This is a genomic window from Bacillus sp. NEB1478 (assembly GCF_031582965.1).
Taxonomy (GTDB): Bacteria; Bacillota; Bacilli; order Bacillales; family Fictibacillaceae; genus Fictibacillus.
Window position 1 is genome coordinate 2,562,285 of the sequence record NZ_CP134049.1, and the last position, 17,451, is coordinate 2,579,735.

Annotated in this window: 15 protein-coding genes and 1 other annotated feature; of the genes, 5 read left to right on the forward strand and 10 right to left on the reverse strand. The window is 41.3% G+C overall.

Annotated elements, in window-relative coordinates:
- Nucleotides 1–239 precede the first annotated feature (239 nt).
- Nucleotides 240–857: a DUF47 domain-containing protein gene (locus RGB74_RS12665; protein WP_310759666.1), complete on the forward strand. Its 618-nt coding sequence runs from the start codon at nucleotides 240–242 to the stop codon at nucleotides 855–857.
- Nucleotides 858–869: 12 nt separating this feature from the next.
- A complete protein-coding gene (locus RGB74_RS12670; protein WP_310759667.1) occupies nucleotides 870–1,868 on the forward strand; it encodes an inorganic phosphate transporter in 999 nt (332 codons plus the stop codon).
- Between the two features lie 36 nt (nucleotides 1,869–1,904).
- Here the strand turns inward: RGB74_RS12670 and RGB74_RS12675 are convergent, their stop codons facing one another.
- The 3 genes from RGB74_RS12675 to proS all read right to left on the reverse strand — a co-directional run bounded on the left by RGB74_RS12675 (nucleotide 1,905) and on the right by proS (nucleotide 5,778).
- On the reverse strand, nucleotides 1,905–2,783 hold the full coding sequence (locus tag RGB74_RS12675; RefSeq protein ID WP_310759668.1) for an SMP-30/gluconolactonase/LRE family protein: 879 nt from the start codon (nucleotides 2,781–2,783) through the stop codon (nucleotides 1,905–1,907).
- Nucleotides 2,784–2,933: 150 nt separating this feature from the next.
- Nucleotides 2,934–4,187 (reverse strand): dicarboxylate/amino acid:cation symporter, encoded by a 1,254-nt coding sequence (locus RGB74_RS12680; RefSeq protein ID WP_310759669.1) that lies wholly within the window; start codon nucleotides 4,185–4,187, stop codon nucleotides 2,934–2,936.
- 160 nt (nucleotides 4,188–4,347) lie between these two features.
- On the reverse strand, nucleotides 4,348–5,778 hold the full coding sequence (gene proS, locus RGB74_RS12685; RefSeq protein ID WP_310759670.1) for a proline--tRNA ligase: 1,431 nt from the start codon (nucleotides 5,776–5,778) through the stop codon (nucleotides 4,348–4,350).
- Nucleotides 5,779–5,946: 168 nt separating this feature from the next.
- Nucleotides 5,947–6,158, reverse strand: a binding site (T-box leader).
- Nucleotides 6,159–6,430: 272 nt separating this feature from the next.
- On the opposite strand from proS, the gene RGB74_RS12690 reads away from it, so the two are divergent.
- Complete coding sequence (locus RGB74_RS12690; protein WP_310759671.1) at nucleotides 6,431–7,834, forward strand: LysM peptidoglycan-binding domain-containing protein; 1,404 nt, start codon at nucleotides 6,431–6,433, stop codon at nucleotides 7,832–7,834.
- Between the two features lie 444 nt (nucleotides 7,835–8,278).
- On the opposite strand, the gene RGB74_RS12695 is transcribed toward RGB74_RS12690, so the two are convergent.
- The 5 genes from RGB74_RS12695 to RGB74_RS12715 form a co-directional block, all read right to left on the reverse strand.
- Nucleotides 8,279–9,247 carry a sugar phosphate isomerase/epimerase family protein gene (locus RGB74_RS12695; RefSeq protein ID WP_310759672.1) on the reverse strand — a complete coding sequence of 323 codons (969 nt, stop codon included), beginning with the start codon at nucleotides 9,245–9,247 and terminating at the stop codon, nucleotides 8,279–8,281.
- Nucleotides 9,244–10,305: a Gfo/Idh/MocA family protein gene (locus RGB74_RS12700; protein WP_310759673.1), complete on the reverse strand. Its 1,062-nt coding sequence runs from the start codon at nucleotides 10,303–10,305 to the stop codon at nucleotides 9,244–9,246. The genes RGB74_RS12695 and RGB74_RS12700 overlap by 4 nt, the downstream gene beginning before the upstream one ends.
- Entirely contained in the window at nucleotides 10,302–11,336 is a 1,035-nt protein-coding gene (locus RGB74_RS12705; RefSeq protein WP_396135970.1) for a Gfo/Idh/MocA family protein, read from the reverse strand. Before RGB74_RS12705 ends, RGB74_RS12700 begins: the two co-directional genes overlap by 4 nt.
- A 256-nt stretch (nucleotides 11,337–11,592) precedes the next feature.
- Nucleotides 11,593–12,315, reverse strand: a complete 723-nt coding sequence (locus tag RGB74_RS12710; protein WP_310759674.1) for a ThuA domain-containing protein — start codon at nucleotides 12,313–12,315, stop codon at nucleotides 11,593–11,595.
- Between the two features lie 85 nt (nucleotides 12,316–12,400).
- Nucleotides 12,401–13,414, reverse strand: coding sequence for a LacI family DNA-binding transcriptional regulator (locus RGB74_RS12715; protein WP_310759675.1), 1,014 nt, complete (start codon nucleotides 13,412–13,414; stop codon nucleotides 12,401–12,403).
- A gap of 151 nt (nucleotides 13,415–13,565) precedes the next feature.
- Here RGB74_RS12715 and RGB74_RS12720 point away from each other — a divergent pair, with 151 nt between their 5' ends.
- Nucleotides 13,566–14,654 carry an AI-2E family transporter gene (locus RGB74_RS12720; RefSeq protein ID WP_310759676.1) on the forward strand — a complete coding sequence of 363 codons (1,089 nt, stop codon included), beginning with the start codon at nucleotides 13,566–13,568 and terminating at the stop codon, nucleotides 14,652–14,654.
- 33 nt (nucleotides 14,655–14,687) lie between these two features.
- Nucleotides 14,688–15,539 (forward strand): DUF1206 domain-containing protein, encoded by an 852-nt coding sequence (locus RGB74_RS12725; RefSeq protein ID WP_310759677.1) that lies wholly within the window; start codon nucleotides 14,688–14,690, stop codon nucleotides 15,537–15,539.
- Nucleotides 15,540–15,576: 37 nt separating this feature from the next.
- On the opposite strand, the gene RGB74_RS12730 is transcribed toward RGB74_RS12725, so the two are convergent.
- Nucleotides 15,577–16,008, reverse strand: a complete 432-nt coding sequence (locus RGB74_RS12730) for a VOC family protein (RefSeq protein ID WP_310759678.1) — start codon at nucleotides 16,006–16,008, stop codon at nucleotides 15,577–15,579.
- Between the two features lie 15 nt (nucleotides 16,009–16,023).
- Nucleotides 16,024–17,265: an MFS transporter gene (locus RGB74_RS12735; RefSeq protein ID WP_310759679.1), complete on the reverse strand. Its 1,242-nt coding sequence runs from the start codon at nucleotides 17,263–17,265 to the stop codon at nucleotides 16,024–16,026.
- Between the last annotated feature and the right edge of the window lie 186 nt (nucleotides 17,266–17,451).

Consider the following 17,451-nt stretch of genomic DNA (forward strand, 5'->3'; position numbering starts at 1 on the left):
TGAATTCAAGGGCTTTCAACCGAAAGCTCTTTTTTTGTCTGAACTTTTATATAGAGGGTAAACTGATAAAGATATATTAACTTTGTAAACGAATTGTAAATTATTCGTTACAATTCAATCTTTTTCGACAATGGCTCACATTTTTTTGTATAATGTGTTGGGTGGTAAAAAAAAGAGAAAATACTGCCAGCAATAAAGTTACAGAAAAAGGATTAAAGACATTTCTTTTGGAGGGTACTATGTTTAACAAGAAAAAGGACAAGTTTTCTGTCATGCTACTGGATATTGCCAGCAACTTAAAGGAGTCTGCTGAATATTTCCACGATTTTAAAATTAAGAACGAAAGTGATTTGCGTGAATTTGCAGATCGTTTAAAAGAACTTGAATCTAAAGGGGATTCCTTCGTTCATACAATTATTTTAGAATTAAACAAGGTATTTATTACTCCCATCGAAAGAGAAGATATTCTTCAGCTTGCGATGACAATGGATGACATTTTAGATGGTATTGAACAGTCTTCTGCTCTTTTTGATATTTATGCGATCACAAATCCAGACGAATACATGGTGAAATTTGTTGAGAACATTAAATTATGTGCTGAAGAGATCCTGATCTCTGTTAATTTACTTGCTGATAAAAAATTAGTTGCTATGCGTGAACACGCAATTAGAGTGAAAGATTATGAATCAAGATGTGACGATCTTTATCGTGAAGCACAGCGTCAATTATTTTCAACCGAAACTGATCCAATCAAAGTTATCAAGTATAAAGAAATGTACGAAGTGCTTGAAGGCATTGCCGACAGCTGCCAGAACGTTGCGAATACACTTGAATCTATCATCATGAAAAACGCGTAACGGGTGATCGGTATGGATACAGTTTTACTAATAACTATACTCATTGTGGGATTTGCACTCGCGTTTGACTTTATCAACGGTTTTCATGATACAGCAAATGCCATTGCAACTTCTGTTTCAACAAAGGCATTAACACCAAGGAGAGCTATTATTTTAGCTGCTGTCATGAACTTTGTCGGGGCTATGACATTTACTGGTGTAGCGAAAACTATTTCGAAAGACATCGTCGACCCTTTCACTCTTCATAATGGGGATGTCGTTATTCTAGCAGCACTTATCGCAGCGATTGCTTGGAACTTAATCACATGGTATTACGGAATTCCAAGCAGTTCTTCACATGCGATCATTGGTTCCATTGCAGGTGCAGCGATTGCAGCTTCAGGATTTGACTCGCTGCATTACTCAGGTTTCATTAAAATTATCGAAGGCTTGCTTATCTCGCCTGTTTTAGCATTTGCCGTTGGTTTTGTTTTCTATTTAATTATCAAATCAATTTTCAAAAATGCTAATTTATCAAAAACTAACAATGGATTCCGCAAAGTACAAATTGTAACGGCGGCGTTCCAAGCTTATTCTCACGGAACGAACGACGCACAAAAAGCTATGGGGATCATTACAATGGCTCTAATTGCAAATGGTTATACAGACAGCACAGATATTCAGACTTGGGTTCAAATTTCATGTGCGATTGCAATGGGACTTGGAACTTCAATTGGCGGATGGAAAATCATTAAAACAGTCGGCGGTAAAATCATGAAAATCCGTCCTGTAAATGGAGTAGCCGCTGATTTAACTGGGGCATCTGTTATCTTGGGAGCATCTGCTCTTGGTATTCCAGTAAGTACAACACACGTTATTACCTCTTCCATATTAGGGGTAGGTTCTTCTCATAGACTTAGAGGCGTTAAATGGGGAACGGCAAAAACGATGATTATTACTTGGTTCATCACACTTCCGATCTCTGCTACATTAGCTGGATTAATTTATTTCGCGCTAAACTTAATTTTCTAATAAGAAAAAGCCAGGAACTGGAGTCCTGGCTTTTTACTATCCTTCAAAATAATAATTACAGCTGCCTATACATTCCATTTTTACTCTAAATACGCCGCCTGCATGAGGGTATTTGACTAATTCTTCATCATTCGTACCTGTTCTGGCAGTTGTAATGTATAACTCATCAAGACTTTCACCGCCAAACGTACATGATGTCACATTTTTTGCTGGAACACAGATTTCGTCTATTTGTTCCCCTGTTTCAGGATTCCAGCGGGAAACTCTCGCACCGCCCCAATGAGCAATCCACAGCATTCCATCTTCATCAATCGTCATGCCATCCGGGTTGCCGACTCCCTGCGGAAAAGCAATAACATCTTCTGGATTCGTAATATTTCCTGTTTCGTTATCGTATTGATATCTTGTTACCTTTCTTGTAGGTGTATCAATCAAATACATATATCGATGATCGGGTGACCAAGCGATACCGTTAGAAATCGTTAACTGACTGACTTTTTTCTCAACTGTTAGATCAGTATGTAAACAATAAAGAGACCCTTTCTCCTTTTCTTCATTCAGACTCATCGTACCTGCCCAAAAGCGGCCTTTAGGATCTACCTTTCCATCATTAAAGCGATTACCAAGCATATGACCTTCAGGATCAACAATTTGTTCTAGTGAATATGTTTTCAGATTTAAAGAGTAGAAACCCTTTTCCATAGCAAGAATCAAACCGCCCGATTTTCTAAGAACTGCAGCTCCTACTAGCTGATCAAGCTGGATTTCTTTGTTGTCATTCGTGTTCGGATTATGAATGCATACTTTTTTATTCTGAATATCAACCCAGTAAAGCAGCTGATTTTCACGATCCCAGCATGGTCCCTCCCCAAGTGTAGCTTTTGCATCAACGACAAGTTGAATTTCTTTTTTCATAAAAATAACACCTCAATTCTAGTATTCGCTGCTTATCATTTCCCTCGTTTAATAAAATGAATGCATGATGAGAAGAAAACTTGGCTCTTTTGTGAAAAGAAGAAACCCACCGTCTGTATTTCTGACGCTGGGCACCCTCAGGTAATTTTTTTATGCTCCCATTTTCTCTTGTTTGGAAGACGTTTTGTTCGTTAGCCAATTCTTTCCTTCGACAAGTCGTGCTGTCATCATGCTGGCTACGTTATCTCCAGTAGCATTTAACAGTGTTGCTGGAGGATCAATGATCGCAGAAATAGCTGCTATGATTGGAAGAGCTTCAACAGGAAATCCAAATAAAGAGAGAATAAGCATCTCTGCAATTAGACCTCCTTGAGGGATCGCACCCATTACCATACCAACGAGCAGTGCAATCGCACCTACTAAAAGGTACGTGTTAAAACCTGAAAAATCCATTCCAAAAATACCAAACAAGAAGGTAATCTTCAATACTCCGCCGATAACGGAGCCATCCTTATGAAGAGTTGCACCAAGCGGAATGGTCGTTTCACTAATATCATAGGGAACCCCCATCTTTTTGGATGCTTCTAAGTTTACAGGAATGCTCGCCGCAGAACTGCACGTTGCTAGACTTGTAACAGATGGTGAGACCATGTTTTTCCAAAACGTGCGGATTCCGAGTTTCCCGTGTGCCATCCACGCATAAAGTGTAAAGAATCCAAAGAAATAAACGATCGAAAATGGATAATAAAACATAACTGCTCTAAAATAAGAACCTAATAAAGTTGGACCAAACTCACCTACTAGCGCTGCAAAATAAGCGCCAAGTCCAATTGGTGCATAATACATAACGTATTTAACCATCTGCAAAGTGACGGCACTTCCAGCGGTTAGAAAACCAGCAAGCGGCTTTCCTTTTTCACCTACTGCCGAAGTTGCGAGTCCAAGCAATACTGAGAAAAGAATGAGTGCCAACATGTTAGCACGGCTTAGCAGATCCACAAAATCGGGAACTGTTACTGTGCTGACGAGCTGTTCTCCAATTGATACTTTCTCACTTGCAGCATCAGGCTTAACAAGGTCAATCTTTACACCGTCAGCTGGCGGGAAAAATTTAATTGCTGCCATACTGACAACAGCTGCCACAACTCCAGTAAATAAAAAGACCTTCATCATAGAACTGATAATCTTGCCAAATCGCTTTGCGCCTGCCATATTAGCGACACTCGACGAGATGGAGAAGAAAACAAGGGGTACAACGATCATGAACATTACATTTAAAAATAAGTCCCCGAACGGTTTAAGTACAGTAGCCTTCTCTCCCATGACAGAGCCTATTACACTTCCGATTGCGATGGAAATGAGCAGGATGATAGGCGAGCGATAGGCTTTCCATGTGTTTTTCATAATAATACTCTCCCTTAATAATTTCATTGTTACTTTATATATTTTAAACGTAAAAAATTATTTTCATAGAGGTACTTTGAAAAATAGGAGAAAGGAGAGGGGGACAGACCCGGGTCTGTCCCCCTCTCCTTTTTTTCACTTTTGGGTTCTTTTGTTACTTTTAGTAAGCTTTTGCCCAATAGACTAAGTGCTTTGCCTCTTTCTCGCAGCAAACGCATTGATCAGACAGCTTTTGTTGGACAAACGGCATACATCTGGAAGTTGCCCCTGTTTCATCTTTTATAAAGTCCTCACACACTTGGTCACCGCACCACATGGCTTTAATAAAACCTGTATTTTCTTGAAGTGTTTCTTTAAATTCATCATACGTTTTTGCAATCGATGTTTTTTCTTCTCTATGTTTCAGCGCTTTTTCGTATAGGTTTTTCTGAATATCTGTCAGCAGCTTTTGCACTTGAGATTCTAAGTCACTCACAGACAAGGTTTGTTTTTCGCCGGTGTCTCTTCGAACGAGGATAACCTGTTTTTGCTCGATATCTCTTGGTCCCACTTCCAATCGGAGAGGTATTCCTTTCATTTCATACTCATTAAACTTCCAGCCTGGCTTTTTGTCACTTGCATCGATTTTGGTACGAATACTTCCTGAGAGTTGTTCTTTTAGTTTGTACGCATAATCGAGCACGCCTTCTTTATGCTGTGCAATTGGTATGATCATCAATTGAGTTGGTGCAATTTTTGGCGGTACTACAAGCCCTCTGTTATCACCATGAACCATGATCATGGCACCGATAATCCTCGTCGTAAAGCCCCAAGATGTTTGCTGCACGGTCTGCAGCTTACCTTCTCTGTTTGTAAAATCGATACCAAATGCCTTTGCAAATCCATCCCCTAGATGGTGAGAAGTACCTGACTGCAATGCTTTTCCATCATGCATCAAACTTTCGATCGTGTACGTATACTTTGCTCCAGCAAATTTTTCTTTTTCCGTTTTTTGTCCTTTGATCACTGGCAGCGCTAAATATTCTTCACAAAGCTCTGCGTATACATTAAGCATACGCACCGTTTCGTCGTGTGCATCCTCATCCGTTTCGTGGCACGTATGACCTTCTTGCCAAAGGAACTCAAGAGTTCGAAGGAATGGCCGTGTTGTCTTTTCCCATCTCACAACGTTTGACCACTGATTGTAAAGCTTTGGCAGGTCACGATAGGAGTGAATAATGTTTTTAAAATGCTCAGCAAAAAGGACTTCAGAGGTTGGCCGAACACAGAGGCGTTCAGTTAGCTTTTCTTCTCCGCCATGTGTTACCCATGCCACTTCTGGTGCAAATCCTTCGATGTGATCCTTCTCTTTTTGGAGAAGACTCTCTGGAATAAAAAGCGGCATATAAACATTCTCATGCCCTGTTTTTTTAATTGCTTGATCAAGCTGCTGCTGGATGTTCTCCCAAATGGCGTATCCGTATGGCCGCAAAATCATGGAGCCGCGTACACTCGAATAGTCGATCAGCTCAGCCTTTGTAACAACATCGGTATACCATTGGGCAAAATCATCTTCCATACTTGTTACATCTTTTACAAATTCCTTCGTCATCTTCTAGCACCTCACAGTTTTTGATAAAGAAAACTTAGCTGACGCCTATCCTTATCCGTCAGCCTTAACTGCACTTATACTTTAAACCTTAACTTGTCACTGCGATGCTAATCACCGTGGAAACAAGCTATGCACTCCTAAAGTGTAAATAAAAAAGCCCTGCTCATCATTAGGGACCAAAATTTGGCGGTACCACCCTAATTCAAAGCAAAGCTTTACACTCTTTCATGATAACGGTTTTGAACCGCTGTTATCTTCTCGTTGATCAGATACAGAACTCAAAGGCAGGTTCGATTGGCAGTCAGTAGGAACTTTTCAGCATTTAGCTCCCTCTCTGGAAAAGACAAACACAACGTACTAATCCTCATCCATGTTTCGATTGTTGTTTTTGAAAATTATATAGAGTTTGGCATGATCTGTCAATTATTGATTTTGATAAGCTTCGAATCTCTTCGTCATCTTTGTTCTTACGGTACTCACGTATATACGCTCCAATCCTCAGAACTTTGCTTCCTCGACCTTCTCGCTTCTGAAAAATCAATTTAATTTTTGAAAATTTCAAGGTGGGGACAGACCCGGGTCTGTCCCCCTCCTACTCTCATATAATCTGCTTTTTTTAATATATTAGTTACAGGGAAAAGGAGGCGTTTGTATGTACATTCATGTCGTTCAAGGCGGTGACTCACTTTGGAAGATTTCACAGCGGTATGGGGTAGGTATCAATTCTATCGTCAAAACGAACGGACTTGAAAATCAAAATATTTTAGTAGTTGGTCAGGCTCTTGTTATTCCAAACGACTTTCCTATATACACCATACAATCCGGTGATACACTGAGTAATATTGCAGCGCGTTATGGCACTACTGTTACCAGTTTAATTGGCTGGAACAATATTCCCTTAGCCTCTGTTATTTATGTTGGCCAGGTGATTGATATTCCCATACATGTTGTAAAACAAGGTGAATCATTGTATACCATTGCGAATCGGTACGGAGAAACGGTAAAGGCTATTCAAACAGAAAATAAAATCACAAATCCAAACTTGATCTATCTTGGAACTAGACTTTCAATTCCTTACAATCGACCGGTAAAAGAAGTGAACGCGTATATTACAAACTTTGGAGCTGTAAATCAGGCGGAAGTAAGAAATGTTGGATCTTTCTTAACGTATATTACGCCTTTCAGTTATTCGATAACAAAGACTGGTGAGCTTATTTCTCTACAAGATGAAGGAGTCATATCAGCCGCAAGAATAAATAGAGTTGCGCCGATTATGGGTGTAGCTAACATTGAGAACGAAGCATTCAATTCAGAATTAATAAAAACGGTTCTCGATAGTGAGAGTTTACAAGAAACGCTGTTAACAAACATTTTAAACACGATGCAGACTAAAGGCTTTAGAGGCGTAAACTTTGATTTTGAGTACGTTTATCCAGAGAATAAAGAAGACTACAACAACTTTTTAAAACGCGCTGTTGCAAAATTCAAACCTTTGGGCTATTCCGTCTCTACCGCAGTTGCTCCTAAATATAAAGAAGATCAGCCCGGTTTACTGTATGAAGCACACGATTACAAAGCACATGGAGAAATTGTTGATTTTGTCGTCGTAATGACATATGAATGGGGATGGGCAGGGGGACGTGCAATGGCGATTGCTCCACTGGATGAAGTAAGAAAAGTACTGGATTATACAGTAACAGTCATCCCTCGTGAAAAAATAATGATGGGAGTTCCGACATATGGACGTGATTGGACATTGCCTTTTGTTCAAGGAACATTCGCTAGAACACTGAGCCCTGTAGCCGCTGTCAATCTCGCCGCACAAATGAAAGTAAATATCGAGTTTGACGAAGGCGATGCCTCACCTTGGTTCAAATACACAGACTCGCAAGGTAAAGTGCACGAAGTTTGGTTTGAGGACGCGAGAAGTATGAAAGCAAAATATGAAACTGCCAAAGAATACGGGTTGCGCGGAGTAAGCTTCTGGGTGCTCGGCATACCATTCCCCCAGAATTGGCCTGTGATACGGGATCAGATGAGAGTGAGGAAGATCTGATAATAGATTTGAATATATTTTCTATATATACATTGAAGTTGTCCTCAAGTAGATGTCTAATTTTGTCGGATGATGTCATCTCGGGGATATATCGCCATTTTCCGTTGAATTATTGTAAAAATCCGTTGAATTATAGAGCTTTCTCGTGAGATTATTGCAGAAATTCGTTAGATTATTTTATTTGGAGATCACCGTTCACTATCTTCAGACCTTAACTTGCTATTTTATTTTCCCTTCATTACATAAATGGTCTTTATTTATGAAATGTTGATCAGTTTTGATTCAAAACTGTCCCTTATTTAAATAAAATCAGTGCATTGATGAAAAAAAGCCTGCAATCCAACTTAATCTGGATCGCAGGCTTTCTTAATAAAGGGGTGTGCACCCCACAAATACAAATCTGGTGATTTGTATTTTTAGGGGGTCAGACCCCCTCCTTTTGTACTAGACCCACCACATCTCTGTAGGCTGTTCGGCGATTAAAATAGACTGAAGGTTCTTCACCGCTCGAGTGAACCCTTCTTCGATCGACATGATAGGATCTTCATGTTCGATGCTTACCACATAGTCATAACCGTATGTACGCAGCGCACTCATCATGTCAGACCAATCTTGAACAGAGTGGCCGCATCCAACAGAACGGAAGCTCCATGCACGTTTCTGTACAGCGCCGTATGGCTGCATGTCCGTTAGACCGTACATGTTGATGTTGTCTTGATCCAAGTATGTGTCCTTCGCATGGAAATGATGGATCGCTCCAGCTTTTCCAAGGATTTTTATAGCAGCTACTGGATCGATGCCTTGCCACCAAAGATGAGAAGGATCTAAGTTAGCACCGATTGCGTCACACGTTTCCTCACGCAGTTTTAGCAAAGTATGCGGTGTGTGTACTAAGAAACCGCCGTGCAGTTCTAAGCCGATCTTCACACAATGATCTTTTGCAAACTGTCCCCATTTGCGCCAGTACGGGATCAGTTTCTCTTCCCATTGCCACTTCAGTACATCGCTGTATTCGTTCGGCCAAGGTGACACTGGCCAGTTCGGATACTTCGCACTCTCGGAATCACCTGGTACACCTGAGAAACAGTTTACGACAGGAATTTTCATCAGACTTGCCAGCTCCACAGTTTTTACAAACGTATCATGTGATTCTTTAGCAAATGCCTCATCAGGAGAAATCGGGTTTCCGTGACAGCTGAACGCTGAAATCGTCAGGCCGCGCTTTTCCACTTCATGCAGGTAAGAAGCTCGCTTTTCTTCGCTTTCCAGTAATTCGTCTAGTGGGCAGTGAGCGTTTCCAGGATAGTTTCCAGTCCCGATCTCAACCGCTTGAACCCCAGCTTCTTTTACGTAATCAAGCATTTCTGTAAATGTTTTTTGCGAAAAAAGAACTGTAAATACACCTAATTTCATGCTTTTGTCACTCCTTTTTCATTCTGAAGCTGAATGCTTTTACCCATCAAACTGCTTGCGTAAATGCCTTCGATAATACGCGAAGTATTCATCGCCTCTTCAGCTTTTACTAAAGGTTCAGCTTGCCCTAAACAGCTTTCCACAAAGTTCAGTGCTTGTGGGATACCCGGATTGTCATCACCTGAGATCCAATCCGCTTTTGTCGTTGTCATCATGCCATTTTCCGCTTTATTCACTGCGAAAGGAAATACGTTAAGTCCGCCTCGGTCGCCAGAGATGCTCAACAGCTCGGCATCAGCAGGAATGTTTGCTGCCCACGACGTTTCAAACAAAACAGTCGCGCCATTTCCTAAACGGATATATGAAGTAACATGATCATCCACTTCAAACGTTTCAGCATCAAATGAACCCCATTGGTTCACTTGCTCAGCTTCACGGCTTATTGTGTTATACGTTTGGCCGGAAACTTCAACCACCTTTGGATTTCCTAACAGCCAAAGCGTCAAATCCAGCAAGTGGCAGCCATAATCTATTAAACTTCCTCCGCCTTGAAGTTCTTTGTTTGTAAAAACTCCCCAGCCTGGTACCTTACGTCTTCTTAAAGCTTGTACACGAACTACTAGCGGATTGCCCACTTCTCCCGCTTCCATCACCCGTTTAGCAGCTTGAGATTCTTTCATAAAACGGTAATGATAAGCAATGGAAAGCACTTTTCCTGATCGTTTTTCAGCTTCGACCATCTCAGCACACTCTTCTACTGTCATAGCCATCGGTTTTTCACAAAGCACGTGCTTACCTGCATCTAATGCGGCAACTGTGATCTCTTTATGAAACTTGTTCGGGGTACAAATGACAACCGCATCAACGTGGTCCCACATATCATGAAACGTCGTAAAATAGTTCGGTACGTGAAATTTTTCCGCGACACTTTTTGCCACTTCTACATTAACATCACTGATTGCTGTTATTTCAGCTTTGTCTCCAAGTTGTTGAAATGCCGGGATATGACGGCCTTGTGCAATGCCGCCAGCCCCGATTATGCCGATTCTTAACTTCATGCGTGAACACCCGTTTTTACTTTTTCGATGGTCTTCTTTTCGTTTGATTCAAGTGCCGCTAAAATAACAGCCAGTGAACGTTTTCCTTCTTCACCGGTGATTAACGGTGCACTGCCTGATTCGATCGATTCAACAAAATGATCGACAACCTGGGAGTTTGATTGATTTTCATTCGTTTGAATTGCACCAAGCTCATAGCGGACAACAGATCCGTTTGTATACTGTGCTACAAGCGAGTATTTCGGATCATCTTCTAAACGAAGAATACCTTTTTCCCCATAAATGATGGTTGAGTTGTCTTCTTTCGCTGTGTATGACCAGCTAGCTGCCAGTGTACCGATGATTCCGTTTTCCGTTTTCAGCACACATACTGCCGTGTCGTCTACAGAAGCAAAATCTTTTGCACTCGTTTCAATGAATGAACCTACTTCAACGATTTCTTCACCAAGGATGTAACGCATGAGGTCTGTTTTATGAACGCCGAGGTCGCCCATCGCACCGATAAAAGCTTCATCCTTTTTAAAGAACCAGCTGTTCTTGCCATCAACGCTCCACCCTTCAGGTCCAGGGTGGCCAAAAGCTGTACGGAAGCTGTAAATCTTGCCAAGCTCACCGCTCTCAATGATTTCACGAGCTTTTTGGTGAGCTGGAACAAAACGCTGGTTGTGGCCGATCATAAGTGTCTTGCCGCTTTTTTCTGCTGCATCAATCATCTCTTCAGCTTCGGTTAATGAAGTTGCCATCGGCTTCTCACATAAAACATGCTTGCCTGCTTTTAATGCAGCTACAGAAATAGGAGCATGCAAATAGTTCGGCGTACAAACGCTAACCGCTTCCACTTCTTCAAACGCAAGTAGTTCGTTGTAGTCCGTGAAAATCTTTCCACCGTATTTTACATTGGCAGCTTCGGCACGTTCTTTTACAACATCACAGACCGCAACGATTTCTACTTCATGATTGTTTGCATATTCCGGTAAGTGGCGGTGCTGAGCGATGCTTCCACATCCGATGATCCCAACTTTTATTGTCATAATTAGTTCCTCCTCATAATCTTGGTTAATATTTTATTGGACTGTTTTTTTAGAGATTGTTGTTTTAACAGGCTTTTAACACAATTAGATGAAAAGTTGATTGGAGTGCAAGGCGCGAGACTCCTTTGGGAGCAGAGACAGGTGAGACACAACCGGCGCAAAGCGCAAGGTGGCTCACCGCACGCCCCTCGGAAAGTGAGCATCCTGGAACGGAAATCAACCTCACCTTTTTGGGTTAATGTACAAAAACATCCTTTTATTTTGCTGCAATTGCTTCTAGCGGCTTAGCATTGCCGTAAACAGGTGCTGCACTTCCAGATGGAGCTAAGAATGACACTGCGTTCGTGATTACTTTTTGAACGTCTTTGTTGTGATAAGTCGGGTATGTTTCATGTCCCGGACGGAAGTAAAAAATCTTTCCTTTTCCGCGGTTATATGCACAACCGCTGCGGAACACTTCTCCGCCTTCAAACCAGCTGACAAAAACCAAATCGTCTGGAGTTGGAATATCAAAATGCTCACCATACATCTCTTCTTTTTCAAGTTCGATGTATTCACCAAGACCTGTTGCAACAGGATGGCTCGGATTCACAATCCAGATGCGTTCTTTCTCATCCGCTTCACGCCACTTAAGATCACATGATGTTCCCATCAGCTTTTTGAAGATTTTAGAAAAATGTCCTGAGTGGAGAACGAGCAGTCCCATACCTTCTAAAACACGCTGATGTACTTTATTTACAATCTCATCATTTACTTCGTCATGTGCAAGATGTCCCCACCAAACTAATACGTCTGTACTGTTAAGAACTTCATCTGTCAATCCATGCTGAGCGTCATCTAATGTAGCAGTTCTTACATCGTGGCCGGCATTCTCTAGAAATTCCGCAATCGCTCCATGAATTCCTTTTGGATAAATTTCTCTTACTGTCGGGTTCTTTTGCTCATGGCGGTTTTCGTTCCATACTGTTACTTTAATCATCTGATATCCTCCTAAAATTGTAAGCGTTTTACGTAAACGTTTACGTTATTTACAAATAAAAATGAAGCGGACGTTATGATCAGTTTTACTTTGTACGTAAATCACTGACAGACTGCCTCTCTACGATCGTAAATGGCATGAAACGACTTTCTGCTTCTTTTTCTTTACCTTTAATCAATTTCACTAAAATTTCTCCTGCTGATTGTCCCATCTCTTTTAACGGTTGTGAGACTGTTGTCAGCGCTGGATAACACATCTCTGCGATCTTTAAATTATCATATCCGATAATCGACAATTCTTCGGGCACCCGAATACCTAACTGATGTGCAGCTGCCATTGCACCTATTGCCATTTCATCACTTGCTGCAAATAGAGCAGTCATATGCTGCAATTTTTCAAGCAGCAATGGCAGTGATTCTTTCCCGTTTTGAAAACGGTAGCCTTCATTTGAAGTCATATGCTGATCCGAAAAATCCAGTCCATGTTTCTCTAGTGCATCTTGAAATCCTTTCATCCTTGGAACTCCAGCGATTGGGTCGTCAAAACTTCCTCCGATCATACCGATCTGCTTGTGACCTTTTTGAATTAAATATTCCGTTGCACGAAAAGCTCCTTCATAATCGTTCACTCGGACAAATGGCAGGTCGAACTGTGAGCCGGTCGATACTAGAACAACAGGCACTTGCATTTCCTGAAAGATTTTATAGTATTCTTCCTTCACATTTTCGCTGGCAAAAATAACGCCGTCTACTCTTTTTTCCTGAAGCAGCCGCAGATATTTAACCGTACGCTTTCCGCTTGATGTGGTGTTGCACACGATAACACTGAATCCTCCGTCATGCGCGGCATTCTCTACACCTTCTAACACCTCGGATGAAAGCATACCCGACACTTCCGGAAACAAGACCCCGATCGTCTGAGTCCTTTTGTTGATCAGTCCCCTAGCGATCGCATTTGGCTGATAGCCCAGTGCTTCAATGGCTTCTTGCACTTTCTTTTTCGTGTCTTCGGTATAGCCTGGCAATCCGTTTACGATGCGGGAAACCGTTGCAATTGAAACATTTGCATATTTGGCTACATCTTTAATGGTTGGATTCAAAACATCAACCTGCTTTCTAGTTACGTAAACGTTTACATTTACACTTTCAATCTATCAGCGCTAACAAGAAAAGTCAATTACAAATTAATTAAAAAAGATTACTAATCAAAAAAAAGGGAAAAGACTAGTATTATGAAATGGAGGTCCTTCGATGTGGTATCAGCATTCATTTTTTAAATATGCAGCCGGAGCAGTACTTTTGCTCACTATTCTATTTTTATTGGGAAAAATCGATTATCTCTTAGACTTCCTTTATCTTGTCATTTCAAGCGTGTTTTTTCCGTTATTTATCGCTGGCATTTTGTATTATTTACTGCGGCCGTTGATCCGCCGCCTCATTCGGCATAAAGTACCAAAGCTGCTCGCGATTTCAATTGTTTTTCTCATCTTGATTATGGCAATTTCCGGACTTTCAACAGTGGCAGTACCCGTAATAAGCGATCAGATGTCAAATATCACAAATGATTTCCCGAAAAAAATCGGAGAAGCTACTGAAAAGACTGGAACAATGATAACCGGAAAAAACAAATCGTTTATCGATAGTACAAAAGTGACGAAGATCGCCACAAAAAGGCTTGAAAAATTTACAAGTTCTATTTCTAAAGATGTCATTTCACTCATCACCACTCTGACGAACATAGCGCTTGTCTTACTTGTCGTCCCTTTTATTCTGTTCTACTTGTTAATGGACGATCACAAATTCTTCAATTATTTTTTGCGGCTTGCTCCAAAGCACCATGAACACGATATCTCAGCGATTTTAAGAGATATTGATTCTACTTTATCTTCTTACATAAAGGGGCAGCTGCTCGTTGCTCTCTTTGTAGGTATTTTCATGTATCTCGGCTACTTGTTAATCGGACTTAAGTTCGCATTAGTTCTCGCTCTTTTTGCTGTGGTGACGAATGTTATCCCATTTTTAGGTCCTTTTATCGGGGTTTTCCCTGCACTGCTGGTGGGGCTCATTCAAGATCCTTTCATGGCAATAAAAGTTGCTCTTGTCACATTAGTCGTTCAGCAAGTGGAAGGAAATATCCTATCACCTCAAATTATGGGGAAACAGCTTCGAATACATCCTCTTACCATTATTTTAGTCGTTTTGATGGCTGGAGCTGCGTTTGGTTTTATCGGACTATTACTCGCTATTCCAACTTATGCTGTAACAAAAACGATCATCAGCAATCTTTACCGAATCTATCTATTATACAATCCGCCCGAGACGAGAAGTGATTTACTATAAAGGATAATGATAAAAAGGAGAAGCGATCTCACCGTGAAACAGCCTTTTGTAAAAGAATTAACTTTAAAGGATAAAATAAACAATAAATTAAAACCTTACAGACCATGGGTACATCGCTTTGCCCGAATCGGGTACCTGTCAAAAGGTATTGTTTATGTAGTAATTGGGATACTTTCCTTGCTTATGTCGATTGGCAAACACCCGAATGAAGCAAGTTCACAAGGTGCTCTTTATACGATTGCAAAACAGCCATTCGGACCTGTTTTATTAATAATACTGGCAGTCGGTTTAAGTGCTTATGCCTTTTGGCAGCTCGTTAAAGTTGTTTTTGACCCGGAATGCTCGAATCATCATTGGAAAAGGTGGTTTAACAGACTTGGCTACTTGATCATCGCAGGCATTTATACCGCTTTGTGCGTCAGTGCACTTCGCATTTTGTTCCGTGCCAGAGCAGAGTCCTCTGATAAAAAGTACCAAGTGCTATCGGCAAAAATGCTTGCGCAGCCGTTCGGACAAACCCTTATTGCACTTGCCGGCTTGATCATTGGGATTATAGGAATTGTATTTTTAGTACGGGCAATATCGTTCAAATTCAAAAAAAATCTGAAGAAGAATGAAATGAACAAGGAAGAATGGAAATGGAGCGGATATATCGGTACGTTTGGGATTGGCGCCCGCGGTATCGTGTTCATGATTATCGCATTTTTCCTTATTAGAACAGCTTGGCAGGCTGACCCAGGGGAAACAAAAGGGTTGGACGGAGCCCTCGCTGAACTCCTCACAAAGCCATTTGGTCCGATATTATTGGCCATCGTTTCTCTTGGATTCATGGCATATGGTGTATTCATGTTTGCAAGTGCCAGATACAGGCGATTGAAAAACTAAAACCCTTGTCTCGTAAATGAGCAAGGGTTTCTTCTAATTAAAAACTTATCATGGCACCCCGTTCATCAAAAACAGAATCAGGATTCCAGGCAACTTCCCAAAGATTGTTTTCCGGATCAGCGAAATAAGCGATCCTTCCTCCCCAAAAAGCGTTATATGGTTCTTTTAATATTTTCCCATTTGCCATTTTAATGTGTTCCACTATTGCATCTACCTGATCTGGCTTATCGACATTAATTGCAAGCGATATATTTTTATAAGCCGTTGGTGAAGAAGTTATCTCAATGCCTGCATCTCGTGTTAGGTCTTCGATAGGATACAACGAAAGCAACACACCCACTGTCTTAAAAACAGCATACTTATCGGAACTAATCGGTGTCTCTTCCCATCCTAGTTTTTGATAAAAAGAACGTAATACTGGTAAGTTGAAAGCTCCAATCGTTATTAAGCTTACTCTTGCTGGAACCATCTTTCCTTCCTCCTTTTATTTATCATCCATCGACCATTCTGCAAGCTTTTTGTCAGTTGGCAGCATAACGGTTAATAATCCGAGCAACGGTAAGAAACTGACGAGCAGCATTGTGTGCGAAATACTTGTAATGTCAGCAATTTTCCCAAGCACGACTGAACCGAGAGCTCCCATACCAAAAGCGAGTCCGACAATCAAACCGGAAACCATCCCGATTCTCCCCGGTACAAGTTCTTGTGCGTACACAACGGTTACCGAGAAGCTAGTGTTAAGGATAAAACCGATTACGAAAAATAATGGGAAGATTGCCCATAGCCCGACATGCGGCAATAGAAGTGCAAGTGGCGCAGTTCCGATCATCGACCAGAAGATCATGTTCCTTTTTCCTAATCTGTCTGAGATCGGTCCGCCGAAAAAGGTTCCCAGCACACCAGCGGCCATAAAGACGAAAATGTACACTTGCGCCTGGCGGATGGTCAGTCCGTAATCATGAATCAAGTAAAATTGATAATAGTTGCCGATTCCTGAAAAATACCAAGAACGGGCAAAGACTAAGAAAACGAGCAATCCCATGGCGGCTATGACTTGATTTTTGCGCTTCTTATTAATCGCCTTCTTCTCCCCGGTTTGCTTTTTCACACGCGGAAAATGAACAAGCTGTTTTGAGTACCAGCCCGAAACGAAAAACAATACAAAAATAGCTATTGCCGCAAAAGATGTAAACCATACAGCTCCAAACTGACCAAGTGGAACAAAAACTAGAGCAGTCATAATAGGAGCTAGAGACGATCCTGAGTTGCCTCCTACTTGATAAATGGACTGTGCTAAGCCTCGCCGATTCCCAGCTGCCATATAGGCGACACGTGAACCTTCAGGATGAAAGACTGCAGAGCCAAGTCCGATTCCAATAACGGAAATGATAATCAGATAAAAGGAATCCGCATACGCGATTCCTAGCATTCCTATTAAACTAGCCATCATACCAAACGGCAGCAAGTAAGGAGACGTAGTCTTATCGGTGTACCACCCGACAACCGGCTGCATGATAGATGAAGTGATATTAAGCGTGAACGCAATCCATCCTAGCTGTGTGAAAGTGAGCCCCATCGACTTCTCCAGAATGGGGAATATAGCAGGAATAACAGCCTGCATAGAGTCATTAAGCATATGTACAAAACTAATAGCAAAAAGGATAGCGTAAATGGTTTTTTGTTCAGAAGATCCTGGTATTGCTGGTTTGCTAGTCGATACAGCCATGCTGCATTCCTTCTTTCTCTTTTTCATCTCTTAAAAACCTGAAACTATTTATCTACAAATAGTACCATATCAAGATGGGAATTTTCTAAAAATTAGGCTGGGAAATAAATTGTAGGGGGTCTGACCCCATTTCCCAACGTAAATAGCCAGCCCGGTTTCTTGCCGGGCTGGCTTCATTTTCAACTT